Annotated in this window: 18 protein-coding genes and 1 pseudogene; 4 read left to right on the top strand and 15 right to left on the bottom strand. The window is 35.0% G+C overall.

Annotated elements, in window-relative coordinates:
- Positions 1–26 precede the first annotated feature (26 nt).
- A complete protein-coding gene (locus tag PGH12_RS18655; protein ID WP_267598099.1) occupies positions 27–1,187 on the top strand; it encodes an FAD-dependent oxidoreductase in 1,161 nt (386 codons plus the stop codon).
- A 180-nt stretch (positions 1,188–1,367) separates the two neighbouring features.
- On the opposite strand, the gene PGH12_RS18650 is transcribed toward PGH12_RS18655, so the two are convergent.
- Positions 1,368–2,045 (bottom strand): YceI family protein, encoded by a 678-nt coding sequence (locus PGH12_RS18650; RefSeq protein WP_267598100.1) that lies wholly within the window; start codon positions 2,043–2,045, stop codon positions 1,368–1,370.
- Between the two features lie 619 nt (positions 2,046–2,664).
- Here PGH12_RS18650 and PGH12_RS18645 point away from each other — a divergent pair.
- From PGH12_RS18645 to PGH12_RS18635, 3 genes are all read left to right on the top strand, one after another.
- The gene (locus PGH12_RS18645; RefSeq protein ID WP_267598101.1) at positions 2,665–3,336 is read left to right on the top strand and encodes a potassium channel family protein; all 672 of its coding nucleotides are present in this window, start codon (positions 2,665–2,667) and stop codon (positions 3,334–3,336) included.
- 104 nt (positions 3,337–3,440) lie between these two features.
- Complete coding sequence (locus PGH12_RS18640) at positions 3,441–4,448, top strand: bestrophin family protein (RefSeq protein WP_267598102.1); 1,008 nt, start codon at positions 3,441–3,443, stop codon at positions 4,446–4,448.
- Between the two features lie 11 nt (positions 4,449–4,459).
- Complete coding sequence (locus PGH12_RS18635; RefSeq protein ID WP_267598103.1) at positions 4,460–5,209, top strand: LCIB family protein; 750 nt, start codon at positions 4,460–4,462, stop codon at positions 5,207–5,209.
- Positions 5,210–5,282: 73 nt separating this feature from the next.
- Here PGH12_RS18635 and gldG read toward each other — a convergent pair whose 3' ends face one another.
- The 14 genes and pseudogenes from gldG to PGH12_RS18565 all read right to left on the bottom strand — a co-directional run bounded on the left by gldG (position 5,283) and on the right by PGH12_RS18565 (position 24,160).
- Positions 5,283–6,950 (bottom strand): gliding motility-associated ABC transporter substrate-binding protein GldG, encoded by a 1,668-nt coding sequence (gene gldG, locus PGH12_RS18630; RefSeq protein WP_267598104.1) that lies wholly within the window; start codon positions 6,948–6,950, stop codon positions 5,283–5,285.
- 4 nt (positions 6,951–6,954) lie between these two features.
- The gene (locus PGH12_RS18625) at positions 6,955–7,683 is read right to left on the bottom strand and encodes an ABC transporter permease subunit (protein ID WP_267598105.1); all 729 of its coding nucleotides are present in this window, start codon (positions 7,681–7,683) and stop codon (positions 6,955–6,957) included.
- Positions 7,684–7,762: 79 nt separating this feature from the next.
- Entirely contained in the window at positions 7,763–8,314 is a 552-nt protein-coding gene (locus PGH12_RS18620; protein ID WP_267598106.1) for a CopD family protein, read from the bottom strand.
- Positions 8,315–8,406: 92 nt separating this feature from the next.
- On the bottom strand, positions 8,407–9,057 hold the full coding sequence (locus PGH12_RS18615) for a hypothetical protein (RefSeq protein WP_267598108.1): 651 nt from the start codon (positions 9,055–9,057) through the stop codon (positions 8,407–8,409).
- Between the two features lie 78 nt (positions 9,058–9,135).
- Positions 9,136–9,579 carry a toxin-antitoxin system YwqK family antitoxin gene (locus tag PGH12_RS18610; RefSeq protein ID WP_267598109.1) on the bottom strand — a complete coding sequence of 148 codons (444 nt, stop codon included), beginning with the start codon at positions 9,577–9,579 and terminating at the stop codon, positions 9,136–9,138.
- An 85-nt stretch (positions 9,580–9,664) separates the two neighbouring features.
- Positions 9,665–10,861 carry a glycine C-acetyltransferase gene (kbl, locus tag PGH12_RS18605; protein WP_267598111.1) on the bottom strand — a complete coding sequence of 399 codons (1,197 nt, stop codon included), beginning with the start codon at positions 10,859–10,861 and terminating at the stop codon, positions 9,665–9,667.
- Between the two features lie 217 nt (positions 10,862–11,078).
- The gene (locus PGH12_RS18600) at positions 11,079–12,992 is read right to left on the bottom strand and encodes a M1 family aminopeptidase (RefSeq protein WP_267598115.1); all 1,914 of its coding nucleotides are present in this window, start codon (positions 12,990–12,992) and stop codon (positions 11,079–11,081) included.
- A gap of 137 nt (positions 12,993–13,129) precedes the next feature.
- Entirely contained in the window at positions 13,130–14,599 is a 1,470-nt protein-coding gene (dacB, locus tag PGH12_RS18595; RefSeq protein ID WP_267598116.1) for a D-alanyl-D-alanine carboxypeptidase/D-alanyl-D-alanine endopeptidase, read from the bottom strand.
- 159 nt (positions 14,600–14,758) lie between these two features.
- Entirely contained in the window at positions 14,759–17,206 is a 2,448-nt protein-coding gene (gene priA, locus PGH12_RS18590) for a replication restart helicase PriA (RefSeq protein WP_267598117.1), read from the bottom strand.
- Between the two features lie 55 nt (positions 17,207–17,261).
- Complete coding sequence (locus tag PGH12_RS18585) at positions 17,262–19,745, bottom strand: beta-mannosidase (RefSeq protein ID WP_267598118.1); 2,484 nt, start codon at positions 19,743–19,745, stop codon at positions 17,262–17,264.
- Positions 19,746–20,140, bottom strand: a pseudogene (locus PGH12_RS18580) (GxxExxY protein).
- 20 nt (positions 20,141–20,160) lie between these two features.
- On the bottom strand, positions 20,161–20,823 hold the full coding sequence (locus PGH12_RS18575) for a copper homeostasis protein CutC (RefSeq protein WP_267598119.1): 663 nt from the start codon (positions 20,821–20,823) through the stop codon (positions 20,161–20,163).
- Between the two features lie 28 nt (positions 20,824–20,851).
- Positions 20,852–21,847 carry an isoaspartyl peptidase/L-asparaginase family protein gene (locus tag PGH12_RS18570; protein ID WP_267598120.1) on the bottom strand — a complete coding sequence of 332 codons (996 nt, stop codon included), beginning with the start codon at positions 21,845–21,847 and terminating at the stop codon, positions 20,852–20,854.
- A gap of 57 nt (positions 21,848–21,904) precedes the next feature.
- The gene (locus PGH12_RS18565) at positions 21,905–24,160 is read right to left on the bottom strand and encodes a glycoside hydrolase family 20 protein (protein WP_267598121.1); all 2,256 of its coding nucleotides are present in this window, start codon (positions 24,158–24,160) and stop codon (positions 21,905–21,907) included.
- Between the last annotated feature and the right edge of the window lie 80 nt (positions 24,161–24,240).

Raw genomic sequence — 24,240 nt, 5'->3', positions numbered from 1 at the left:
TTGCATCATTCAAAACAATAAAGAAAATGCAAATCAACAATAAAAAAATCGCAATTATCGGAGGCGGTCCCGGTGGATTAACTTTAGCAAGACTTTTACAGCTTAAAGGAGCCGATGTAAAAGTGTACGAAAGAGACATCAACAAAGATGCACGCGTACAAGGCGCACCTCTCGATATGCACGAAGAATCGGGATTGGCAGCTTTAATAAAAGCTGATTTACTGACCGAGTTTAAGAATAATTTTATGCCGGGTGCAGATAAAACGCTCATCTTAAACGATCAGGCAGAAATCTTTTTCAGTGATCACGAAAGCAATATTGAGGAAGATTTCGGAAACGAACATTTTCGTCCTGAGATTGATCGCGGCGTATTAAGAAAAATATTATTAGATTCTTTAGAGCCCGAAACTGTTGTTTGGAATAGTCATTTTGTTTCTATGGAACCACAAAATGAAGGTTGGATACTACATTTTAAAGATGGTTTGTCTGTTTATGCAGATTTGGTCATTGGTTCTGATGGTGCCAATTCAAAAATTCGTTCTTACCTGACAGATTTTAAGCCTTTTTATTCTGGAATTACGATGTTGGAAGGCAACGTTTATAATTCCGAAAAAGCATTTCCTCAAATGCATTCATTGCTCAAAGGAGGAAAAATTATGGCTTTTGGAAACGAAAGAAATATTCTGCTGGGACAAAAAGGTGGTGGCGATCTCGGATTTTATGTAAGTTTTAAAACTCATGAAAAGTGGTCAAAAGAAAGCGGAATTGATTTCTCAGATCGCACAGAAGTTCTCGATTGGTTTAAAAAAGAATATTCAGAATGGAGCATTTTCTGGGATGAATTATTTGAGAAAGCAGCTACTCCACTTATTCCTCGTCCTATCTATTGCGCTCCGTTGGATCAGACATGGAAAACTCTTCCGAACCTTACCATTATTGGTGATGCAGCTCATGTAATGCCGCCATTCGCAGGAGAAGGCGCAAATATGGCGATGCTTGACGCCTTGGAGTTGAGTGAAGTTCTGACTTCTGATGAATACAATTCTTTACAGGAAGCAATTTCAGATTATGAAACAAAAATGTGCATGAGAGCTGCAAATGCAGCGAAGGAATCACTTGAAAATGGCGAGAAAATGCATTCCGCTGATTCATTAAATATGATGCTGGAATTTTTCACTTCTCATTAAATTTTGGTTGCTTTATTTAAACGTAAAGTTCACAAAGTTTTTTTTATTTACTAGATGCATTTAAGTCAGACCAAGCGTTTCACTGAAGAAAGATCTCAATTTTTAAATAATTAAATTTTTGTTATAAAAAAAAGACATCCACAAAAATGCGGATGTCTTTTCAAATATTTTAAGAAAAAATTATTTTTGTGCAGCTTTCACATCAATAGCAATTTCGATGTCTTTGCTGATCATCCATTCTGCAGGATCTGCCTCAGAAGTTCCGAATTTAATTCCCCAATCTGCACGGTTTACTGTAAATTTAGCAGCAACATTAGCTGATTTATCTGTTACATCAACTTTAGCCGGGAAAGTAACATTCATTGTTTTACCCATCAAAGTAAGATTTCCGCTTACCGTTTTGTTTGCTCCCGCCACCGCATCAGCTCCAGCAGTTGCCAAATCTTCTACTTTAGTGATTTTAAAATCAGCTGTCGGGAATTTTTCAACATTGAAGAAATCTTCATTTTTCAAATGTCCTTCAAGATCTGTATATTTTTTATCTTTTTCTGTTACAGAAGCAGGATTCACTTTGATTGATTTCATATCAATAACAAATTCACCGGAAGCCAACTGGTTGTCAGCAACAGATAATTCGCCAGAAGTGATCGCAAGAGTTCCCCAACGTGGAGCCATACCACCTTTGTGGAAAGCCTTCCATTCTACTTTTGATGCTGCAACATCTACCGCTAATACATCACCTTTTTTTTTAGCAACGGTTTGCTCCTGACCTGCAGCTGTAGCTTCTGTTTTTTTATCTCCACATGAAGCCAATAAAAGACCCATAGCTGCTAAAGCGATTACACTGATTTTTTTCATTTTTTTAAAATTTAATATTATTATTGATTAAGTTCTGCTCTATTCGGGCAAAAATACTGTTTTTGTTTTTTAATTATTGCAAAACTCGGGAAAATTTATGATTTGAATCATTAACATAGGATAAGAAGTTAAATTTTTTTATTTTTTTTATGTCATACACAGCGAGTTATTGAAAAGTGATGCAAATCTTTACTAAAAAAAGAATTTTGTGAACTAAGTTTTTTTAATAAATTAGCAAACTAAAATGGATGATGTTTTTTTAATTGATTCCAAACAAAAAACACACACCATGATTTTAAAAATTATTTTTCCCAGGCTCTATCCTTTTTGCTTTACTCATCAATTGAATCAGACACATCCAACAGATTTTTTTTCAGTTTATTTTTATAAACGTATAGAGATTTGGATATTTTAACATCTGTTTTTCTTGTCAATATTTTTTATAAGCAACTCACAATTATTTTTCGCAAAATAAAAACGATAGAAAAAACTAAAGGTTCAAGTGATCTATGAACTTGGCTCTGCCGTTTTTGGTTTTATCCACTACTTTTTAATTGATAATCTTTAATATTCACAGACTGGAAAGCTCAGAGAAAACACAACTTTTATATCAAAATAAATGATGAAATTCAGAAAGTATCTGCAAGATAAAAAGTACGAATTATTGCTTTTAGCACTTATTCAACATCTTTTTATCGGAATCTTTTTAAATGATCTGTCTTTTTATACCAAGATAATCTGGCCTGTAAACATGCTTATTTTAGGCACTGCAAGTGTTTGTGTTTTTATAGAAAAAGGCCGCTGGAAAAACCTCATGCAACAGTTTCTTTTTCTGCTTGTACTTCTTTTACCGCTGGGTCTTACATTCTGGGGAAAAAACCCTACATATTTTGCTTTTCTCAATATTGGGTACGTTATTTTCTTTTTATTCATCTTTTGGGAGATTTTTAAATTTCTAATTAAGCCAGGCTATATAAACAAAGACATTATCTCTGCGTCGGCGTGCGGTTATTTTTTATTAATTGAGATCAGCACATTCCTATTCCAATTTTTTGTTTATCAAAATGCACAATCTTTCAAGGGAATTGATTTTTCAAGTCCTGCCAAGACTTATATAGATTTGGTTTATTTCAGTTCTATCACGCTTACAAGCATTGGTTTTGGCGATATTACTCCCAATTCTTATAATACAAAACTCATTGCATCATTATTTGGTATTGCCGGACAGTTTTACTCAGTAGTTCTGGTAGGTATTTTAATCAGCAAGTTTTCCAGTAAATCCGATTCATAATATTAGAGCTCAAAAACTATGAAAATCAGTAATCAGTTCTGACTTTTGTATTTAAGGTCAAACCGACATTCATAAAATTTAACACAAACAAAAAAAATTATAAAATGCATTCAGGAAAATCGTATAAAATTTCAGAATTTCTTCTTTGGACAAGGAGAAATATTTACATCACATTAATCATCAGCATTGTACCAGTTCTCTTATATCAATTGGCGGGCTTTACCTGGATCGCCATACCGTGGACAGTTGTGTCTCTGCTAGGAACTGCAACTGCATTTATTGTAGGGTTCAAAAATACGCAGACTTATAACCGAACTTGGGAAGCGAGACAAATTTGGGGCGCGATTCTCAACAGCAGCCGCACATTTGGTACAATGAGCAGAGATTTTATTGATAATTCTGAGGTCACAAAAGAGTTGGTGTACCGTCATTTTGCTTGGCTCACTGCATTACGATATGCGATGAGAGACAGCAGAGCATGGGAAACGTCATCTAAAACTTATAATAAAGAATATCAGGCGTTTTATGACATACCGGAAAGAGAAAAAAGTATAGAATCTGAACTGGAAAAATATATTTCGCCCGATGAATTGAAATATATTTTGTCTACAAAGAACAAGGCGGCGCAACTGCTGAGTTTACAATCAAAAACAATAAAAGAAATTTTTGTCAATAAAGATATAGACAGCCATCAATTTGTAGAAATGCACAGAATGGTAAAAGAATTTTATGACCATCAGGGGAAAAGTGAGCGCATCAAGAACTTTCCTTATCCAAGACAGTTTGCTTCTATCAATTCATTTTTCATCAAATTATTCTGTATTCTGCTGCCTTTCGGTATGCTTAACGAATTTGATAAGCTGAATGACAGCATTGAAGGAATAATGAAAGGCCATATGGTGTGGCTTGTTATCCCGTTCAGTGTTTTGATTTCATGGGTTTACACTTCACTGGAGCAAGTGGGAGAAAGTACCGAAAATCCGTTCGAGGGAAGCGCCAATGACGTTCCTATTTCACAAATGAGCCGCACAATAGAAATAGATATGAGAGAGATGCTGGGTGAGACCGATTTGCCGCCTGCTTTACAACCGAAAAATAATATTATACTTTAAATTTAATACAAATGAAAAAAAGAGAAAAATTAGAAATCATTAGAAAATGGTATCCAAATGCCATTACAACGATTGACAGTGTGAATACACTAATCGATTTTGTGGAAAATGAGCTTGATCTGGAACCACAAAAGGTGATGCTTGCAGACAGTCTTTGCAGTGATGATGTAAACAGCATTCAATATCCTGCAAGAACACAGGAGTTTTTAGGACCATTTAAAATGGGTGGTTTAGATGGTTTTCCTTTTACGGGTCTTACAGGTATGGCAGCTTTTGCAAGCCATGTCCCCGATGACGGCGCAGTTTTTATCTATTACGGTCCACATATTGGCATTACTAAAAACGGAACAATCGGCGAAATTCACCGTCTCGGACAAAGTAAAAACAGTGGCTGTTGTGGTGCGGCAAAAGGTGCTTTGGCAAAACTGAGCAGCAACCAGATTGTGGAAGGTAACATCAGTGAAATTGATTATCAGATGAATACGCTGGAACAGATTCTTTTTCATAATAAAGAAAGAGTACTTGATGCGGAGGCACCACTTTTCGAAGCTACAGAAGTTATTTACGAAGCTATAGATAAACGCATTAACGAATTGGTAGAAAAGACAAATTACAACTGCAAATATGTAATTCTCGCAGGAGCCATTCTTATCAACAGTGACAGCGATATGGGATCATTCACTGAGATCAGAAGGTTTGATGTTATTAATTTAGAAACGAAAACAAGAAAAAATTTTGACAGCAATTTCTCTTTCAGTTAAATTATAATAAGAAATTTAAGCTAAGTTTTTAAAAAATACGATCCGTCTCACTGTTGAGACGGATCGTATTTTTTTATCCGAATTTCTTTTTCCTTAAATAGAAGAATAATCCTCCTAAAAGACCAATTATCACTAAAGGAAGTAGCAAATTAAACCATTGCCAGTTTGCTTTTTCTTCACTGATTCTGTGACGATCCAGAAGTCGTTCTTCGATGTTTCGGTTTCTGAGTTCCATCAGATTGCTGTCGTCAAGAAGGTAATCTAAAGCATTTCTCAAAAACTGCTCGTTTCCAAACTGTTCATCAGTAAGGCGGTCAACACCAAGAGGTAAAGGCTCACCTTTGTGCGTTTTATTTCTGCCAACATCACCATCTGCGATCACAATCATTTTATTTTCCGGACTTGTTGCTTTAAATCCCGGATATGATTGTCTTTCGATTCTTGATGCATATGCAGAAGAAAACTTTCCTTCAAGAGCAACTGCAAAAATCTTCGGTGTGCTTGGTTTTTCCATTTGTCCGAGGCTGTCGACACTTGCGATTTCGCTCAGTTCGACATAATTTGGAACCTGTTTTAGCAATGTTCTTTCACTAGATTCAAAAAGAACCTTTGTTTTGAATTTTTTTCCTCCCAAAGTATCGATGGACGTTGGAAATTCAAATTTTACAGGATTTATATTTTTAGTAATCGGATTGTTGTTTTCAGCAATTCCCAAAGGAAAATACGGCCACGGAAGACTTGTGTATTGAGGATTCCCTCCTACCTCGCCTGTAACCAATTTAAGTAAAGCAAATTTTTTCACATCTTTTACCAATGCCGGATTTATTCTTAAGCCATAATTGAAGAAAAAATCGGTCATATTGATATCAACAGGAAATGGCATTACTTTTTTAGACCTCGTTAGCGTATCCATTTCAGCGTTTACGGCATCAATCATCCAAAGGGTTTTTCCGCCGTTCATGATGTATTGATCTAAAATTACTTTTTCGCCATCTGTAAATGCTTTTCTAGGTTTTGCAATGACCAAAGCACTCATTTGCTTCAGAAGCGGTAGATCGGCTAAAGTCAGTTCCACATTATTTTTCGGGATTACGGGACCTGCATCATAACTTTCTAAAGCGAGATTCATAAAGCCCTGAAATTCTTCGGGCCTCAACTCATCCTGATTGACTAAAATGCCGACTTTTTTTCTTTTATTAGTTGCAACCGATTTAATATTTGAAACTAAATTATATTCTAAATTTTCAATTGATTTTCTCAGTTGGTCATCCGCATTAATATTAGCCTGCTGTACAACCAAAGGAATCGACGCGCCGTTTCGCCCCTGCTTTACGACCGCATATGGAAAAAGGTAAATCTGGGTAATTTTCCCATCTTTATTGTCCGGAAGAATAGAAGGCTGCATTCCCATAGCCATCAAAGTATCCTGAGACATTTTTGTTTTAATGGGATCAATAAATTTAAAATCAATTTTCGGATTGATCTTTCTGAATTCCTCCAACATAAATCTTGTCTCACTCTGCAACTGCTTGAAGCTTGCCGGGAAATCTCCTTCAAGATAAACATCTACCGTTACAGGTTTTTTGATCGATTCTAAAACTTTAATTGTGCTCTCAGAAAGTGTGTATCTTTTTTCTTTAGTTAAATCTAACCGAATTCCGGAAAACATCAAAATGATGCTTAAAGGTAAAATTACAAACAGTAAAATGCCAAATGGAGATTTTAAGGATATCTTCTTCATGTTTTTACTTCTTTTTAGTGATAAAATGATTAGACAATGCCAACGTAAGACCGATGACAAACACAAAATAGGCTACATCTTTAAAATCAATCAAACCTCTCGTAAAGCCTAAAAAATGCTGATAAAAACCGATATTCTGCAAGATGAAATCTGCTCCGCCCAACAATTTGTAACTCGCCAACTGCTCAATACCGAAATACATGATGAAACACATAAAAATTCCAAGCAAATAAGCCATGATCTGATTTTGAGATAGCGAAGAAGCTAAAATTCCAACTCCCGCAAATGCTGCGATCAGAATAATTAATCCGAAATAACTTCCGAATGTCATTCCTAAATCGATATTTCCTTCCGGAACTCCCAAAACGTAAACGGTATAGAGATAAATGAGTGAAGGAATGAGACACAAAATTCCAACTACCCAAACTGAGAGAAATTTACCAAAAACCAATTCTGAAACCTTTAAAGGCTGAGAAAAAAGCCAGTTCAATGTTCCGGTTTGCTGTTCTTCTGCAAATGTTTTCATCGACAGTGCCGGAATTATAAACATCAACAACCACGGAACCAAAACGAAATAGCTTTGTAAAGAAGCCAGCCCAATATCAAAAATATTAGAATCGTTCTCGAAGAAAAAGAGAAACAGAGTCATTATCAGACTGAAAGCCGCAATAATCATCCATGCGCTCCAGTTTCCAAAGTAACTCCAAAGTTCTTTTTTAAAAATTGCAATCATGTTTTTTAGTTATGGGTTATAAATTATACGTTACGAGCAATGATTGAACTTGCGGTTCCATCACTCTTAACTGATAATTTTATTTATTTTTTTTACTCTTATTCACTAGTTTCACCGTCATCATAATTAAAAATACAAGAATGAAAAAGCCGGTGATTAATTGCCACCAATATTCAATGACAGAAGATTTAAGAATGACTGTAAAGACAACAAGAAATAATATGAATGTTGCAATCTCGTTGATCTGTCTCAGTTTCACATTAGAAGTAGAAAGCGTGTCACCGTTTAGATTCTTAATTACATTAAGTTTTCGCCAAGCCCAATAGTGGAAGACCGCCAAACCAACCAGAAAAGTTAGTTTAAGATGAAACCACGGCATTTTCATTAAGCCGGTATTCAAAATAATCATGATAAGACCACAAACCGCCATAATGACACCTGCGGGAACCGTGATGATATTCCATAATCTGCGTGCCATGAAGATATATTGTTCTCTAAGAATTTTCTTTTTTTCTTCTGCAAAATCGTCGGTATCTTTATAGTACACAAAAATTCTCACGAGATAAAATATTCCCGCAAAATAACTGACCATAAAAATAATATGCAACGCCTTGATGATGGTATACAGCATCTTAAAAATTTGTGTGCAAAGATAGTTTATTTCAGAAAAAAAGTGAATTTAATGTGAGGAAATGATGACTAAATAACAATAATTGAATGATTTTAAAATTTAAAAATCAGTTTCATGTCAATATTAAAATTAAAAAGCAGATCTGAACCTTCGCGATTTAAGTGATAGTCAAAAGGTAAACCATCTATCGGAGGATCGGCAGGTATTTTATCAATCGTATTCGTGTAAGAAATATCCCTATGCCGCAATCCAAAACCGATTTTGGGCATAAAACCAAACCATGATGTCTCTTTATGAAGCAAGATACTGTAGTTAATATTGAGACCGTACTTTATTCTCTTATAATCTGATGAACTGAAAGAATAGTAATCCTCATTTCTGTCATAGTAATTCCCTGTAACACCTTTTCCGATCTGATTTAGATAAAATGCTTCTGCTGAGACAAAATGTTTTAACCTTGATTGTGGTGCCAAGCTGTAAAATACTTCAGGCCTGATCTCAAAAATCCTGTTTTTACCCTCGAAATTACCAATATTTATTGGAGTCATTCCGTTAGCTCCATAAGCTACTTCAGTACCAATCCACCATCTCTCTGATACCTTTCGCATATAGCCGACATTATATCGCTGATCACGAAACGGAGAAAATGAACTTACCGAAATGATTGATTTATACTCTTCAGACTGTGCAGAAAACGGACTTGACAAAAGGCAAATAAAAATCAGAAGTAGAAATTTTTTCATAGATTGATTCAAAAAATAATATCCTAAAAATAACAAAATTCCACATTCGGGAACAAAGTAATTTCAGTTTTAAAAAAATCACCTTAGAAAAGAAATACTGTCGACTTTTTTGCCGTCGGAATATTTTTTTACATACTTCAACTTTCCGTTTTCATCATAGTATGTCCAGTCACCGAAATAATACCAATGTCTCTGAACGTCAGAAATATCTAATCTAGACTGACCTTTCTCCATTATTTTACCATTCGAATGATACAATTTAGTCTTCGTTAAATTTTTTCTGATTTTATCTTTTTGATACAGTTTATCTTCAAAAGTTGTTTTCCAGACTCCTACTTTTTCTCCGTTTTTATATTTACCAAGCGCAATAAGAGTTCCCTGATCTGAAGAATATTCTTCCCGCCAATTGCCATGTCGTTTTTGGCTTTTATCCGGGAATTTTTTGTATTGATTAATTTCCTTTGTTTTGCAGGAAACAAAAACAAAAATTGAGAGCAGTGTAAGTACAATATTTTTCATCATAAAAAAAACAGAATTTCTGTAAATATAGAAATTCTGTTTTTATTCTACAATTGTAGAATCGATTATATTTTATGAGTTTTATCTTCTAAGAAATCACTCCCAATTCTTTCCCTACTTTTTCAAAACCGGCAATTGCTTTGTCCAAATGTTCTCTTGTGTGAGCTGCAGAAAGCTGTACTCTGATTCTCGCTTTTTCCTTAGGAACAACCGGGTAGAAGAATCCTATCACATAAATGCCTTCATCCATCAACTTTTCAGCCATTTTCTGAGCCAATTTTGCATCGTACAGCATCACAGGAACAATCGCCGCATCACCTTCAGGAATATCAAAACCTTTAGCTTTCATTTCTTTTCTGAAATATTCTGCATTTTCCATCACCTGATCTCTAAGTGTTGTATCATCAGAAATCATGTCTATTACTTTCAAAGCTGCCCCAACAATTCCGGGAGCTAATGAGTTTGAAAATAAATACGGACGAGAACGCTGTCTCAGCATATCAATGATTTCTTTTTTACCCGAAGTAAATCCTCCTAAAGCACCACCCAAAGCCTTTCCAAGAGTTGAAGTAATAATATCTACTCTACCCATCACTTCGTTTGCCTCGTGCGTACCACGACCTGTTTTTCCTATAAAACCTGTTGCGTGAGAATCGTCTACCATGACCAAAGCATCATATTTATCTGCCAGATCGCAAACTCCTTTCAAGTCTGCAACAATTCCATCCATCGAGAAAACGCCGTCGGTAACGATGATTTTGAATCTGTGATTTTTCTCTGAAGCGGCAATTAACTGCGCTTCAAGATCTTCCATATTATTGTTTTTATAACGGTATCTTGCCGCTTTACAAAGACGAACTCCATCAATAATCGAAGCGTGATTCAGCTCATCAGAAATAATCGCATCTTCATCTGTAAATAAAGGTTCGAAAACTCCTCCGTTTGCATCAAAACAAGCTGCGTACAAAATGGTGTCTTCAAGGCCTAAGAACTTAGCAATTTTCTCTTCTAATTGTTTGTGAATATCCTGAGTTCCGCAGATAAAACGTACCGAAGACATCCCGTAACCATGAGATTCAATCATATCTTGAGAAGCTTTCATCACTTCAGGATGATTCGAAAGTCCGAGATAATTGTTGGCACAAAAATTCAGCAGCCTTTTTCCATTGGCTTCTATTTCTGCACTTTGCTGCGACGTGATGATTCTTTCTTTTTTAAAAAGACCGTCGTTTTCAATATTTGTCAGTTCGTTCTGTAGATTTTCAAGATACTTTTCAGAGATCATTATAATAATATTTTAGGTTTGCTAATTTAACAAAAAGGCTGGAAAGTATCTTCTTTTTCCCCAACATTATATTATTATGTGATGTGATAATTTTTTAATTAAATTTAGATATACAAAAGAGAAGTCATTCCTTATACTATGGAATTATACTTAAAATGACAAAGCCTTCACATTGAAGGCTTTACTATTTTTATATTATTTTTTGAAACTGGTGAATTTACTCTTTTACAAATTTAAAATTAGTATTTCCAATGTTGATCAAATAAACTCCTTTAGATAATAAAGAAATATCAATCTTTTTGTCGGTAATTCCTTTTCTAACCAATCTGCCGTCGGCCGTATATATTGAAAAATCTGTAGGTCTTTTTAAACCTGAAACAAATAATTCATCTTTTGCGGGATTTGGATAAATTGTAAATTCTGAAAGTTTGATTTCTGCAGTGCTCAAAGTATTATCTTGTATCACTGTAGAGTTTTTCTCCAAAATGTGGTATTCGTAATTAAATTCTACACTCGCAACCGGAAATGCTACTGTTTCTGTAAAGTACTGATTGTTTGAGGTATTATCAAGAGCAAAATAAGCAACCTGACCGCCAGTTCCGTTAACTTTTATAGGCAAAGGCATATCGAAAAAACTTACCGATGAGTGACTCTGCGTTTGCGAAGCTTTGAAAGTAAGGGCGTTCCCGGCCTGCTTCCAACGAATATCATAAGTTGGCTGACCTTGACCGTAGATCCAATCTGCGAAAAAACCTGTAAAATCTTTTCCCGTTGATTGTAATAAAGATGTGTTGAAATCTGAAGTTTTCACATAGTTATATGCCAAATTCGGTCTTGCATGATAATCTTTAAGAGCCTGATAAAAAACGGTTTCACCTAAAATCCATTTGATCATTCTTACAACATATCCACCCTTTGCGTAGGTTAATCTGCCGTCAAAAATAGTTCCTATATTACCTAAATTTGCATCGGAAACATATACACTTCCACCATTAGCATTGGTAATAAAATTTTTCTGATCTAAAAGATAGCTTAAAAACTGAGTATTGGTCATCAATAATTTTTCGTTGGCAACATGTTCTCCAAATGTCGCAAAACCTTCATTTAGCCAAATATCATTCCATGCTCCGCAGGTCACTTTATCTCCAAACCATTGATGCGCCAGCTCATGCGCAACAAGCTGTTTGCTCCACGCTCCCATAGAAGACATCGTCTGATGTTCCATCCCGCCGCCTGCTGTGAATTCCATATGACCGTATTTCTCATTTCTGAAAGGATACGGACCGAAATATGTTTCAAATGTATTCATAACTGTTTTCGTCCACTCAATATTAGTCATACTTGCCGTATTTGTTGATGTGGACGGATAGATATAGTTCACAAAAGGAAATGGCGGATTACCAATCGTGTCATTAAGTTTAACAAAATTTGTAATTGACAAAGCTACCAAATACGCTGCTGTAGGATATTGGGTTCTCCAGAACGTTACTTTTTGTCCGCTTCCTAAAATTGTTTCGCTCATCAATCTGCCGTTTGAAGCTACACTATATTGAGATGGCGTAGTCACTTTAATATCGAACCGATCGATCTTATCATTTAAACTTTGCTTCGTAGGAAACCAATCTTGTGCGCCGTAAGGTTCATTTAAAGTAGAAAGAACCGGATTTCCACCCTGAATATTGGTAAAGAAAGCATTGTTTGTCGTTGGTGGAACACCGCTATACTGTATCGTCAAAGAATCTAAGACATTGGCAGGAACAGAAGATGTAAAGTTAATTTTCACTTCTTTTGTAGCCAACTGCTGAAAAGCAAGAGGCTGACCATGGAAAGTAACCTGAGAAACTGTAAGTTGATTACTCAGATCAAAATAAATACTGCTCATTGCCTGTGTAGGCTTAAAATGAGAAGTTACAGAACCCGATATCTGAGCCACCGACGGATTGATGCTTACATCCATCCTTTGATATTGAAGATCGTAGTTTAAAGTATTCGGATTTGTATTTCCGACATTCATTTTTGAAGTAAAAGACTTCATTTCTTTAGCCATCAAACCCTTCTTCTCAAGATTTTCCTGAGCAAAAAAGATTTGAGATATTAAAATGCTAAAAATAAAAAGATAATTTTTTTTCATATTACTAAATATACGATTGTCTTAACACATTGGTTTTAATTTAAATACAAAACAAATCCGTTATCAATAAGTTGACGTTAAAGATAAAAAAACCTTTCAATCTGAGATTAAAAGGTTTATATAGCAATTTTAAAATTCTAGAGATCTAAAGCAGGCTGCAGGATTTTCTCCATTTTGCTTTTCACCTGAGCTACAGAACCGGCGTAATTATTTACAAGCAGCGAGAAAACCAATGTTCTTCCTGTATTTGTTTTAATGTAGCCAGCCAAAGCTTTTACTTTATTTAATGTTCCTGTTTTTGCAAAAATCTGTCCGTTTCCGTCGGTTTTAAACATACCTTTCAGAGTGCCAGACTGTCCCCCAATTGGTAAAGAATCGAAATAAGTTTTGTAGTATTTCTGATTCATTAACGAAGTCAAAAACTTAACCTGAGAAATAGGTGTAACATGGTTGCTTCTTGACAAACCGCTTCCATCCATATAGTTTAAACCTTCTATATCAAATGCTACATCTTTTAAATGCTCGTTGACCACAATTCTTCCAGATTCTGAAGTCTGATCGCCTTTTTTCTGAAAACCAACGGTCTTAAGTAAAGCTTCGGCCAAACCATTATCACTTCGCTGGTTGGTGTAATAAATAATGTCTGATAACGTTGGTGACTTGTAAACAGAAATCATTTTTCTGACTTCCGGAGTTCCATCTGTTGTTCGTGGAGTCACTTTTCCTGTAACGCCTACTCCACTTTTCACTAAGGTTGCTCTGAAAGTGTTTGCTAAAAAGGCCGGAGCATCCGGAAGTTTAGTTGTTAAAATACCTTCACCCTCATATTTTTCAGCATAAACCATTTGATTGGCATAAGGTGACACATAAAAATATTTTTTATCTGAGGCTAAAGTGTTTCCTTTCTTCACAATCAATTTCTCGTTTGCGGGATTAATTTCTCTGGTAGTACCAACCGGCAGATAGTAATTATTGTTTTCTAGCCAAACAACATTTTCCGGAAGTCTCGAAATGTTACCTTTGAAAAGCGCTGTCTGAATAATAATATCACCATTTACCTTTTTGATTCCCTCACGAGACATACCACTTACGAAGTCTGAAACGATCTCTTTGTAAGACCAAGCTCCTGCTTTGTTGGTTCCCAACGACGGATCGCCGCTTCCTACAAGGTAAAGATTACCGTTCAACACTCCATTTTCGTCAACTTCTCCAGAATATTCGAGCTGTGTCATCCAACGGTAATTTTCACCCAACAGATTCAAAGCTGTTTCTGTGGTCAAAAGTTTTGTCGTTGAAGCAGGAACAAGTGGAGTATTTTCGTTATACGAAGAGATAATTTTCTTCGTTTTCGGATCGTAAACTACAAATCCCCAGGTTGCATTTTTCAGCACGGGATCTGCCATCATTGTGTTTACACTTACATCTACAAGTTCTTTAGGTGACAAAAAAGCTTTCTCAATCGCCGCTACAGGCGATGGTAAATTCAAGTTTTTTGTCTGACTGTCAAAATTAGGAGAATAAAGAACTGTAGATACGGTAGATTGAGCAAGGAAAAAACCAGTAGCCAAAACCGTCATACCTGAAATATACTTTCTGTAATTTATCATCAATTTTTCTTTTTATTATATTTTGGATGGCATAAAATATGATAAGTTAAACCAATTAGACGCAATCCAAACACATAATGAACGTTCAAATTTAGATATTATTGTTAGAACCGAGCCTACAAAAGGTTAATAAATGTGCATAAAGTTTGTTAAAAATTGTTAAAAATCTACAAAAACCTCCTTTTTAATGCTTTGATACGCAGTGATTTCACCAAATTCTTTAAGACTCAATAATACGAGACTTTTATATTTATCATAATTTTTACCACGCGGAAGCTTCAGCAAAATTTGAAACTGATACAAATTATTAAGTCTTGCAATCTGCGCTCTTTCAGGACCCAAAATGCAATCTTCCGGAAGATATTTCCTTAAAATTGAGCCTAAAAACTGGGAAGCGCGATTGACTTTATCATCCTTAATATGCTTTAATTCAATCATGATTAATTTGGTGAAAGGCGGATAATGAAATTTCTGTCGTTCGGTGAGAAAATATTTATAAATTTTTGCCACATTATTCATTTTAATCAACTGAAAAACAGAATGATCCGGATTGTAAGTCTGAATTAAAATTTTACCTTGTCCGGAAACCCTTCCAGCTCTTCCTGAAACCTGAGTGATCAATTGATAAGCACGTTCTTCTGCTCTGAAATCCTGAACGTACAACATAGAATCAGCCTTTGGTATTGCAACCAATTCGATATGATCAAAGTCTAAACCTTTAGAAATCATCTGTGTACCAACTACGATATCAGTTTCGCGGTCTTCTATTTTCTCGTATAATTTTTCGTAGGCAAATTTTTTCCGCATCGAATCTACATCCATCCTATCGACTTCATTTTCGGGAAAAATCTTCGAAATTTCTTCATGAATCTGTTCTACTCCAACTCCTCTTTCATTTAAATTTTCAGAATGACACTTGGGGCAGGCTTTTGGTTTCGAAGCTCTCTGGCCACAGTAATGACATTTCATTTCGTTGGCGGCTTTATGATAAGTCAATACAACATCACAGTTTGAACAGTAATTGACGTAACCACAAGTCTCACATTCTATGACACTTGCATAACCGCGACGGTTGTGAAGAATGATAGTCTGATTTTTTTCGTCTAAAGTTTTCTTAATTTCATCAATTAACTGCAAAGAAAAATTACCGGAAACTTTTTTAGAATCCTGAGCTTCTTTGAAATTAATCAATTCAAATTCCGGCAATTTTACATTACCGAATCTTTCATTTAAGAAGACGTATTGTAATTTTTCCTTTCTGGCCAAATAATAACTTTCCACAGAAGGCGTGGCAGAGCCTAAAATAACTCTTGCATCATAAAATCCCGCCAAAACCAAAGCTGCATCTTTAGCATTAAAAAATGGAGAAACCTCCCGAGGTCTGTACGCAGAATCATGCTCTTCATCTACGACAATCAACCCTAAATTCTGATAAGGTAAAAAAAGCGCATTTCTGGTCGCAATGAGAATTTTAATATCATTATTTTTTATTCTTCTCCATACCTCAACTTTTTCAAAATCAGTGAGTTTTTGATGATAAAAGCCAAGTTGTCTACCGTATTTTTTTTCTAATCTTTGCGTGATTTGTTTGGTTAAGGAAATTTCGGGAAGCAAAAACAAAACATTTTTTCCTTCAGTCACACATTCATCAATTTTCTCTAAATAAATATGTGTTTTGCCCGATGAAGTCACGCCATGAAGAAGAACATTTTTCTTTTCTTCAAAAGCTTCATCAACCTCTGCTCGTGCTTCTTTTTGTGCTTCAGAAAGCTCTTCTATTTCTTCAATTTCGCCTTCGTAACTTTCTATTCTGTCTTTTTGAAGATAATATTCTACAATCAGATTTTTATCTGCCAAAGCTTTAAAATGAGAACTTCCAAAATATCCGTCTTCAAATAAATCAGATTTTCTGAGGTGTAAATCAGGATTTTCGGTCTGCTTTTCAATGATATTCAGAAAAAGTTCTTTCTGTTTTTTGGCTCTGTTCAGTTGCAAAAGAATCTCTGTAAGATTTTGATTTGCCAAAACCTCATCTTTTACTTTTACATATGCGACTTCTTTGGCTTTATATTTTTCGGCAACTTTTTCATCAATCTCAATATATTGCAAATCAATAAGAGAATTGATGGTTTTAATAATTTCTTTTTTCGGAATAAATGCCTCAATATCAGTTAGATTTATGAGCTGACGCACTTCGAGAGCCTGAATGAGATACATTTCGTTAACATCCAGATTTTCAAACTGAATGACGGCATTTGGTTTCAGTTTTAAATAGGTTTCACTTTCAAGCTTTAAAGAAGAAGGGAAAGCAAAACGGTAGATTTCACCCAAATTACATAGATAATAATTTGAAAGCCAGTTCCAGAATTTTATCTGCTCAGACGGCAAGATAGGATAATCGTCTAAAATGCTGATCACCTCTTTTGCTACAAAATCTTCGGGAGCTAAATCGTGCAATTCAAAAACAATTCCGGTATAGATTTTTTTTCCTCCAAAAGGCACTAAAACACGCATTCCTTCTGTAATTTTAGAATCCAGTTCTTCGGGTACTTTGTAAGTGAAAGTTCCTTTTAAATTTAATGGTAAAATAATCTGAGCGTACTGCAAAGGGAAAATTAAAATGTAAAATTAATTGTTTCTGAAGAGAACTGCAATATTTTATTTATTTCATTGTATCCCACAAACTCATCACTTCCACATTTTCTGAAGGTTTTGAAAGCTTAATTCTTTTTGAAGTTTTCGGTAGCAGATCAAAAAAGTTATCACTGAAATGTTTTTCGCCCATTAAATAAACATCTTTTGCCAAAAGATCGGTAGAAATTTCGATTTCTGTTGACGACACTTTTCTGACTTTAATGTTTGGTTTTGCGAGTTTTAAATCTTTCGGTTTGGAAAAGAAATGATGGTTTTCGGCAATACTATTTTCATTTTTATCTTTTAAAGTTAATTTCAAAAAAACTTCATTTTTATCCGAATCATGGGTTAAACTTTCAATTTTAATCGGGTCAAATTGTACAATTTCTTCTAATTTTTTTCCAACGGGAACGGTTGAAATTTCTTTTAATATTTTACCGTCAAACCTTACAACCTGAATATTAACAGACACATCTTCAAAGTTTTCTATTCCGTCATTAACGGCAAAAAAGTTCAAATCTCCGTCTTTTTCTTCCGTTAAAATCACCTGGTTTTCAAAACTTCGTTTCACCTGATAATGTAAAGCCTTCCAATTTCCCAGATAATCAATTGAAGACCAAGAAATTACCGGCCAGCAATCGTTGAGTTGCCAATATAAGGTTCCCATATTGTAAGGTTTTGCACGACGATGCGCTTCAATCGCAATCTGCATTCCGCGTGCTTGAAGCAACTGAGAAACATAATTATATTTCACAAAATCTACCGGAACAATATAATCACGCTTCATGTATTCATCAATAATATGAAAACCGCGGGCATTTTTTTCATGAGCTTTAATGACAGAATTTTCTAAACTTAAATCAGGGTTTTGTGAAAACATTGATTTTACTGTTTCTAAACTCGGCATTCCCTGAAAACCGTATTCAGAAGCAAATCTCGGAACTTTTTCATTGTAGATTTCAAAAGGAAATTCGCCCCACCAAACACCCCAATAATGAGAATCGCCCTCCGTTAAACTTTCTTTGTGACCCCAACCAATTGATGGTGAAGTTGGCCAGTAAATGTTTTTTTCTGAAGTTAAATTTTTCTCTAAAGCATCCGGAATTACGGCATGAAAAAGCTTCTTATAATCTTTCCAAACCTGTAAAGAATCGTCTTTTGTATAGTTAAATTGTTTCTGATAACCCCAATTGACGATAGCTTCATCAATTTCATTATTTCCACACCACAAAGCAATCGACGGATGATTTTGAAGTCGGTTGACCTGATCTTTGACCTCTTCTCTCACATTATTTAAAAAATCGTCGTCTGACGGATAAAAACTGCCGGCAAACATAAAATCCTGCCACACCAAAATTCCGTTTTCGTCGCAGGCTTTATAAAACTCATCGTCTTCATAAATTCCACCACCCCAAACGCGAATCATATTCATATTGGCATCTTTGCAGTCTTTGATGAGTTTCTGATACTTTTCTTTGGTCATTCTTGGCGAAAAACTATCACCGGGAATCCAATTGGTTCCTTTTGCATACATAGGATTTCCATTGACCTTAAAATAGAAAGATTTTCCTTTCTCGTCTTTTTCCTGAATTAATTCTACAGTTCGCAGACCAGTTTCAAGAAGTTTCTGATCAAGAATTGTATCATTCTGAAAAATAGAAACTGCAAATTGATACGTATAAGCTGCTCCAAAACCATTAGGTTGCCATAATTTTGGATATTTAATATCAAACGGAATTTCTATTACATTTTTGCCTTTTGTTAAATTATAATCTTTGAAATTACTGTTAATGCCCACATGATATTTCCCTTCTTTTTCAACAAAAACTTCTGTGTAGAAAATTAAGTTTGCAAGTTGTTCCGATATATTTTTCTGCTCGATTTTGACATTTTTAAGCTTGGCATTATTCCAGAAATTCAACTTAACATCCTTCCAGATTCCTGCGGTTACCAATCTTGGTCCCCAATCCCAACCAAACTGATACTGCGCTTTTCGCACAAAACTTCGTGGTGATTCGGGCATGGTAAAAGGAACTTTTTTTGCCAGTTCTTTTCCGATATTCACCGCAGATCTGAATTTGATCTGCAAAATATTTTCTCCGGCTTTTAAATTTGCCTTTACCGGAATTTCCCATTTCCTGAACATATTATCTGTCTTCTTCAACAGTTTTCCGTTGAGATAAATTTCGGAAAACGTATCTAATCCGTTAAAAATTAGATCAATATTCTGATTTTTTAATTCGTTTTCTGAAACGATAAATGATGTCTGATAATCCCAATCTTCATTTTCAATCCACTGAACTTTCTTTTCGTTTTCATCTTTATAAGGATCGGGAATAATTTTATTGTTCATCAAATCTAAATGAACAGTTCCCGGAACTGTGGCAGAAAGCCACTCATTATCTTTCGAATTTTTAAACTGCCATTTTTCAGACGATAAATTGCGTTCCGAATTTTGAGAAAAAATTAGATTTTGGATAAAAATGAAAGCAAAAAGGAAAATTTTACTCATCTATAATTTGTTTACAATTCTGTGAATTCCGTCCTTAATTAATAGTGCATTAAAATTGATCAATAGACCTAATTTGATAGTGGTTAATTTTAAATAAGTCAAAACCTGCGAATAAATACTGGATGTAATTCTAAAACTGATTCTATCTCAATAATTACTTTATCTTCGACTATCAAATCTTTTCTGTAAGCATTATCAATTATTTCATTTTTATATTTTAAAGGAAGTATTGATTGATTTTTAACTTTAAATCCAAGCTCTTTTAATTCATAAGCCAGAGTAACTTCGTAGACAATTTCGAGTAAGCCGACTCCTATTGTTTTGTGGACTTCTAAAGCGGCACCTCCATGTTGAAAATAAATCTTTGCGTTAAAACTTCTTCTAAAGCTTTTCAACTACTAATTTTACATCTATCTTACAAATTAACTTTCAATCTTTTAATTTCTTCTGCATTGGCAAACGATTCATATGATAAAACCGCCGAAGAATGAAAATATTTCCCATTGGTTGCATTTTTCAGTTCCGAAATATTATTGGAACGAACTCCACCACCAATCAGGATTTTGATGTCATCAGAATACTTTTGAACAAGCTTCTTCAAGTTCTCTTTTCCTTCCATTGCTGAATTTTCGCCGGCGGAAGTCAGGATTTCTTTAAAACCTAAGTCGATTAATTTTTCTGTCGAATCAAAAATATCTTTAGTTCTGTCGATAGCCCGGTGAAAAACGCAGGTTTTGCCGTTTGCCAAATCAACTAAAAGTCGGTTCTTTTCATAATCGATTTCCTGATTTTCGTCTAAAATCCCAAAAACAAAACCGTCTGCCTTAGCTTTTGAAAATTCAACAATATCTCTCTGCATCTGCATAAATTCTGAATCTGAATAAAGAAAACCTCCGCCGACCGGACGGATCATCACATGAATCGGTTTCGAATATTTTTCTTTTAAATATCTCAGTTCTTCGAGATCGGGCGTGATTCCACCAGCGTTGATGTCGGCACAGAATTCAATTCTATCGGCAACAGAATTTAAGGCTATTTCGGCGGAAGTGATGTCAAAAGTGGCTATTTCTAAAAACATTTATCTTATTATATCAATTTTTTAAATCTTATTTCAAAGCAAAATCTGGTTTTTCAAGACGATTTCCTTTTTGGTCATACACCGCAAAACTAAATCCGTCCTGAATACAATACGAACCGTATTCTCCTTTTTTATTTAAAGCAATAAAACCGACCTGAATATCTTTTAAATTTTTATTTCTTTTTTTGGTAATCTTTACAATTCTCTCAACCGCTTCTTTACAAGCCTGTTGCGGATTTCTCCCCTGTCTCATCAGTTCAACTACCAAATGCGTTCCTACTGTTCTGATGACTTCTTCTCCGTGACCAGTCGCCGTCGCTGCACCAACCTCATTATCAACGAATAAACCCGCACCAATGATTGGAGAATCTCCTACTCTTCCATGCATTTTGAAAGCCATTCCGCTGGTTGTACATGCTCCTGAGAGATTTCCCTGCGCATCCAACGCAATCATTCCGATGGTATCGTGATTTTCAATATTAACAATCGGCTGATATTTGCTGTCTTTTAACCAATCTTTCCATTCTTTTTCAGATTCTGCCGTAAGAATATTTTCTTTCTTAAAACCCTGTGAAACTGCAAATTGTAACGCTCCGCTACCGACCAACATGACGTGTGGTGTTTTTTCCATCACTGCTCTTGCAACAGAAATAGGATTTTTAATATTTTCTAAAGCTGCAACCGATCCGATGTTATAATTTTCATCCATAATACAGGCATCCAAAGTCACTCTACCATCTCTGTCTGGACGGCCTCCATAACCAACACTTCTTTCTGTGGGGTCATTTTCTACCAGACGAACGCCTTTTTCGACTGCATCCAAAGCTCTTCCGTTTTTACTTAAAATCTTCCAGGCTTCTTCGTTGGCTTTTAAACCAAAATTCCAGGTTGAAAGCACAATTGGCTTATTGACCAACGTATTATCATTTTCAGGAATTTCTTTAGCAATTAAATCTAAAGGATTCAGCAATAAAGCGGAAGATAATATTCCTGTAGTTTTTAAAAATTTTCTTCTTGAATTCATATCTGTCAGTTGAAGCTAATTTAAATGTAATAATAAATTTTAAATATTTAATTTGAATTAAAGCGCACCAATTTCATCAACAAAGAGCCACGCCTTAGAGTCTGCACCGGGATTTCCTGCGGGAATAATTCCAGCGTTTTCTATTTTTACTTTGATGTATTTTGCACTTTGATTTCCTACATTTATTTTTATTTTACCTTTTGCATTCTGAATTTCTTCTTTCCCGATTTCTTTGATCAATTTAAAATTTTTATTGTCATCAGAAATAAAAATCTGCGCAGATTTTGCAAGATGGATCCAGCTTCCTTTATTTTCTAAAGTATTAAAATATACTTCTGAGAATTTCGTTTTTTCGCCTAAATCAATCGTTGCAACAACATCTTTTCCCTGAAAACCGAGCCAAGTTTTTCCCAACTGTTTTACATTTCCAACGATCCCGTCAACTAAAGTAAAAGCACCGCCAAAGGAATAGTTTTCACTGGGTTGCTGCTCTAAACTGATACTTTTCCCTGTAGTTTTTGAAGTTGTAAATTGTTGAGAAGAAACGGCACTTTTTAATTGTCTGTTTTCAAAATAAGCCGATTTTATGGTCATTGATTTTGAAACCGGAATCGGATTTTGATAGATTTGAGAATTCATTGCAGGTTCTGTTCCATCTAAAGTATATCGTATTCCGTCTGGATTTTGTGAAGTTGAAAGTTCATAAGAAGCTCCGTTTTTATCAGGAATTACTTTTCCGGAAACGTTATAAATACTTTTGGCATAGTTCACGTTTAATCTATCTAAAACTTTGAACTCATTAATTACTCTGCTTTCAAATTCTTTATAATTTTTGGGTTCTGAAGTTCCCCAACCGACTTCTGACAGCGCAAATAATCTTGGGAAAATCATATACTGAACCTGTTTAAAATCAAGTATATATTCTGTCCACAAATTTGCCTGAACTCCCAAAATATATTGTGCCTGTTCCTCATTTAATTCACCCGGAATCGGATTGTATGAGTAGACTTTATCCAACGGTGTAAAACCGCCAAACGCATTAGGTTCTGTTGCAGGATCTCCCTGATAATGATCAAAATAGCAATACGAACCGGGAGTCATTACTGCAAAATGTTTTGATTTTGCGGCTTCAATTCCGCCATTTACGCCAGTCCAGCTCATCACAGCTGCGTTTGGAGCTAATCCACCTTCTAAAATCTCATCCCAGCCGATGATTTTTCGTCCTTTAGAATTTACATATTTTTCAATTCTGTGAATAAAATAGCTTTGCAGACCATGTTCATCCTTTAAATTATTTTTTCTGATTAAATCCTGACAATGAGCGCATTCCTTCCATCTTGTCTTGGGACATTCGTCACCACCGATGTGAATATATTGTGACGGAAAAAGTGTCATCACTTCATCCAAAACATTTTCTAAAAAGGTAAAAGTTTCCTCTTTCGGACAAAAAACATCATCAAAAACTCCCCATTTTGTTGCTGGCTCGAAAGGTCCTTTTGTACACGCCAATTCGGGATAAGCAGACAAAGCCGCCAAAGCGTGGCCCGGCATTTCAATTTCCGGAACTACTGTGATATGCCGATCCTGAGCATATTTTACCACTCCTTTTATTTGTTCTTGAGTATAAAAATAAGGTCCGTAAGGTTTTCCGTCAAATTTATTATCAACGTAAGCTCCAATCATTGATTCTTTACGTTTTGAACCGATTTGGGTTAGTTTAGGATATTTTTTAATCTCAATTCTCCAACCCTGATCGTCCGTCAAATGCCAGTGAAAAGTATTCAATTTGTACATGGCCAGATAATCGATGTACTGTTTTACTTCGTCTACTGTGAAAAAATGACGGCAAACATCAAGATGCATTCCGCGCCATGAAAATTTAGGCTGATCTTCAATTTTTAATGACGGTATCTTTTTATTGTTACCAAATTCTTCAAATAACTGAATCAGCGTTTGAACTGCTAAAAAATAGCCTTGTTTGGTGTAAGATTTAATTAAAATTTGTTTTGGAGAAATTTCAAGCGTATAAAACTCCTTATTTTGTTCCGAATTTGCAGATTCCTGCAATAAAATATACATCAAATGAGATTCCGACTTACCGGAATTCTGAAATTTAAAATTTCCTTTTAGTTTCTTCTTTAAATATTCGGTTTCCTGTTTTGGCAGATTTTCATCTAAAATTAATACTTCCGGAAAGACAAATTCGCCTTTCAGATATTCAACTTTCTGCGGAAATGGAATTAAATTTAATTTGCTTTGGGAATAAAACAAACCGGAAAATAATAAAGAAAAGATCAATAGAAATCGAAGCATTGATTTGGTTTTAGATTTTAGCGAATATAATTCTTTTCTGAAAAATTTGGTCTATTGTTTAACTATTTCAGCTTCAAAAC

The organism is Chryseobacterium sp. CY350 (assembly GCF_027945075.1).
In the GTDB taxonomy this organism is placed as follows: domain Bacteria; phylum Bacteroidota; class Bacteroidia; order Flavobacteriales; family Weeksellaceae; genus Chryseobacterium.
The sequence above is the reverse complement of the archived record's forward strand: the minus strand, read 5'-3'. Positions and strand labels throughout refer to the sequence as shown.

Bases quoted from the DNA above. Each gene is read 5' to 3' on its own strand.
- gldG (WP_267598104.1), bottom strand. From the start codon at position 6,950: ATGAAGAAGATATCCTTAAAATCTCCATTTGGCATTTTACTGTTTGTA.
- PGH12_RS18615 (WP_267598108.1), bottom strand. From the start codon at position 9,057: ATGAAAAAATTTCTACTTCTGATTTTTATTTGCCTTTTGTCAAGTCCG.
- PGH12_RS18620 (WP_267598106.1), bottom strand. From the start codon at position 8,314: ATGCTGTATACCATCATCAAGGCGTTGCATATTATTTTTATGGTCAGT.
- PGH12_RS18575 (WP_267598119.1), bottom strand. From the start codon at position 20,823: ATGTTTTTAGAAATAGCCACTTTTGACATCACTTCCGCCGAAATAGCC.
- PGH12_RS18600 (WP_267598115.1), bottom strand. From the start codon at position 12,992: ATGAAAAAAAATTATCTTTTTATTTTTAGCATTTTAATATCTCAAATC.
- PGH12_RS18610 (WP_267598109.1), bottom strand. From the start codon at position 9,579: ATGATGAAAAATATTGTACTTACACTGCTCTCAATTTTTGTTTTTGTT.
- PGH12_RS18645 (WP_267598101.1), top strand. From the start codon at position 2,665: ATGATGAAATTCAGAAAGTATCTGCAAGATAAAAAGTACGAATTATTG.
- PGH12_RS18565 (WP_267598121.1), bottom strand. From the start codon at position 24,160: ATGCTTCGATTTCTATTGATCTTTTCTTTATTATTTTCCGGTTTGTTT.
- PGH12_RS18640 (WP_267598102.1), top strand. From the start codon at position 3,441: ATGCATTCAGGAAAATCGTATAAAATTTCAGAATTTCTTCTTTGGACA.
- PGH12_RS18570 (WP_267598120.1), bottom strand. From the start codon at position 21,847: ATGAATTCAAGAAGAAAATTTTTAAAAACTACAGGAATATTATCTTCC.
- PGH12_RS18635 (WP_267598103.1), top strand. From the start codon at position 4,460: ATGAAAAAAAGAGAAAAATTAGAAATCATTAGAAAATGGTATCCAAAT.
- PGH12_RS18585 (WP_267598118.1), bottom strand. From the start codon at position 19,745: ATGAGTAAAATTTTCCTTTTTGCTTTCATTTTTATCCAAAATCTAATT.
- kbl (WP_267598111.1), bottom strand. From the start codon at position 10,861: ATGATCTCTGAAAAGTATCTTGAAAATCTACAGAACGAACTGACAAAT.
- PGH12_RS18650 (WP_267598100.1), bottom strand. From the start codon at position 2,045: ATGAAAAAAATCAGTGTAATCGCTTTAGCAGCTATGGGTCTTTTATTG.
- PGH12_RS18655 (WP_267598099.1), top strand. From the start codon at position 27: ATGCAAATCAACAATAAAAAAATCGCAATTATCGGAGGCGGTCCCGGT.
- PGH12_RS18625 (WP_267598105.1), bottom strand. From the start codon at position 7,683: ATGATTGCAATTTTTAAAAAAGAACTTTGGAGTTACTTTGGAAACTGG.
- dacB (WP_267598116.1), bottom strand. From the start codon at position 14,599: ATGATAAATTACAGAAAGTATATTTCAGGTATGACGGTTTTGGCTACT.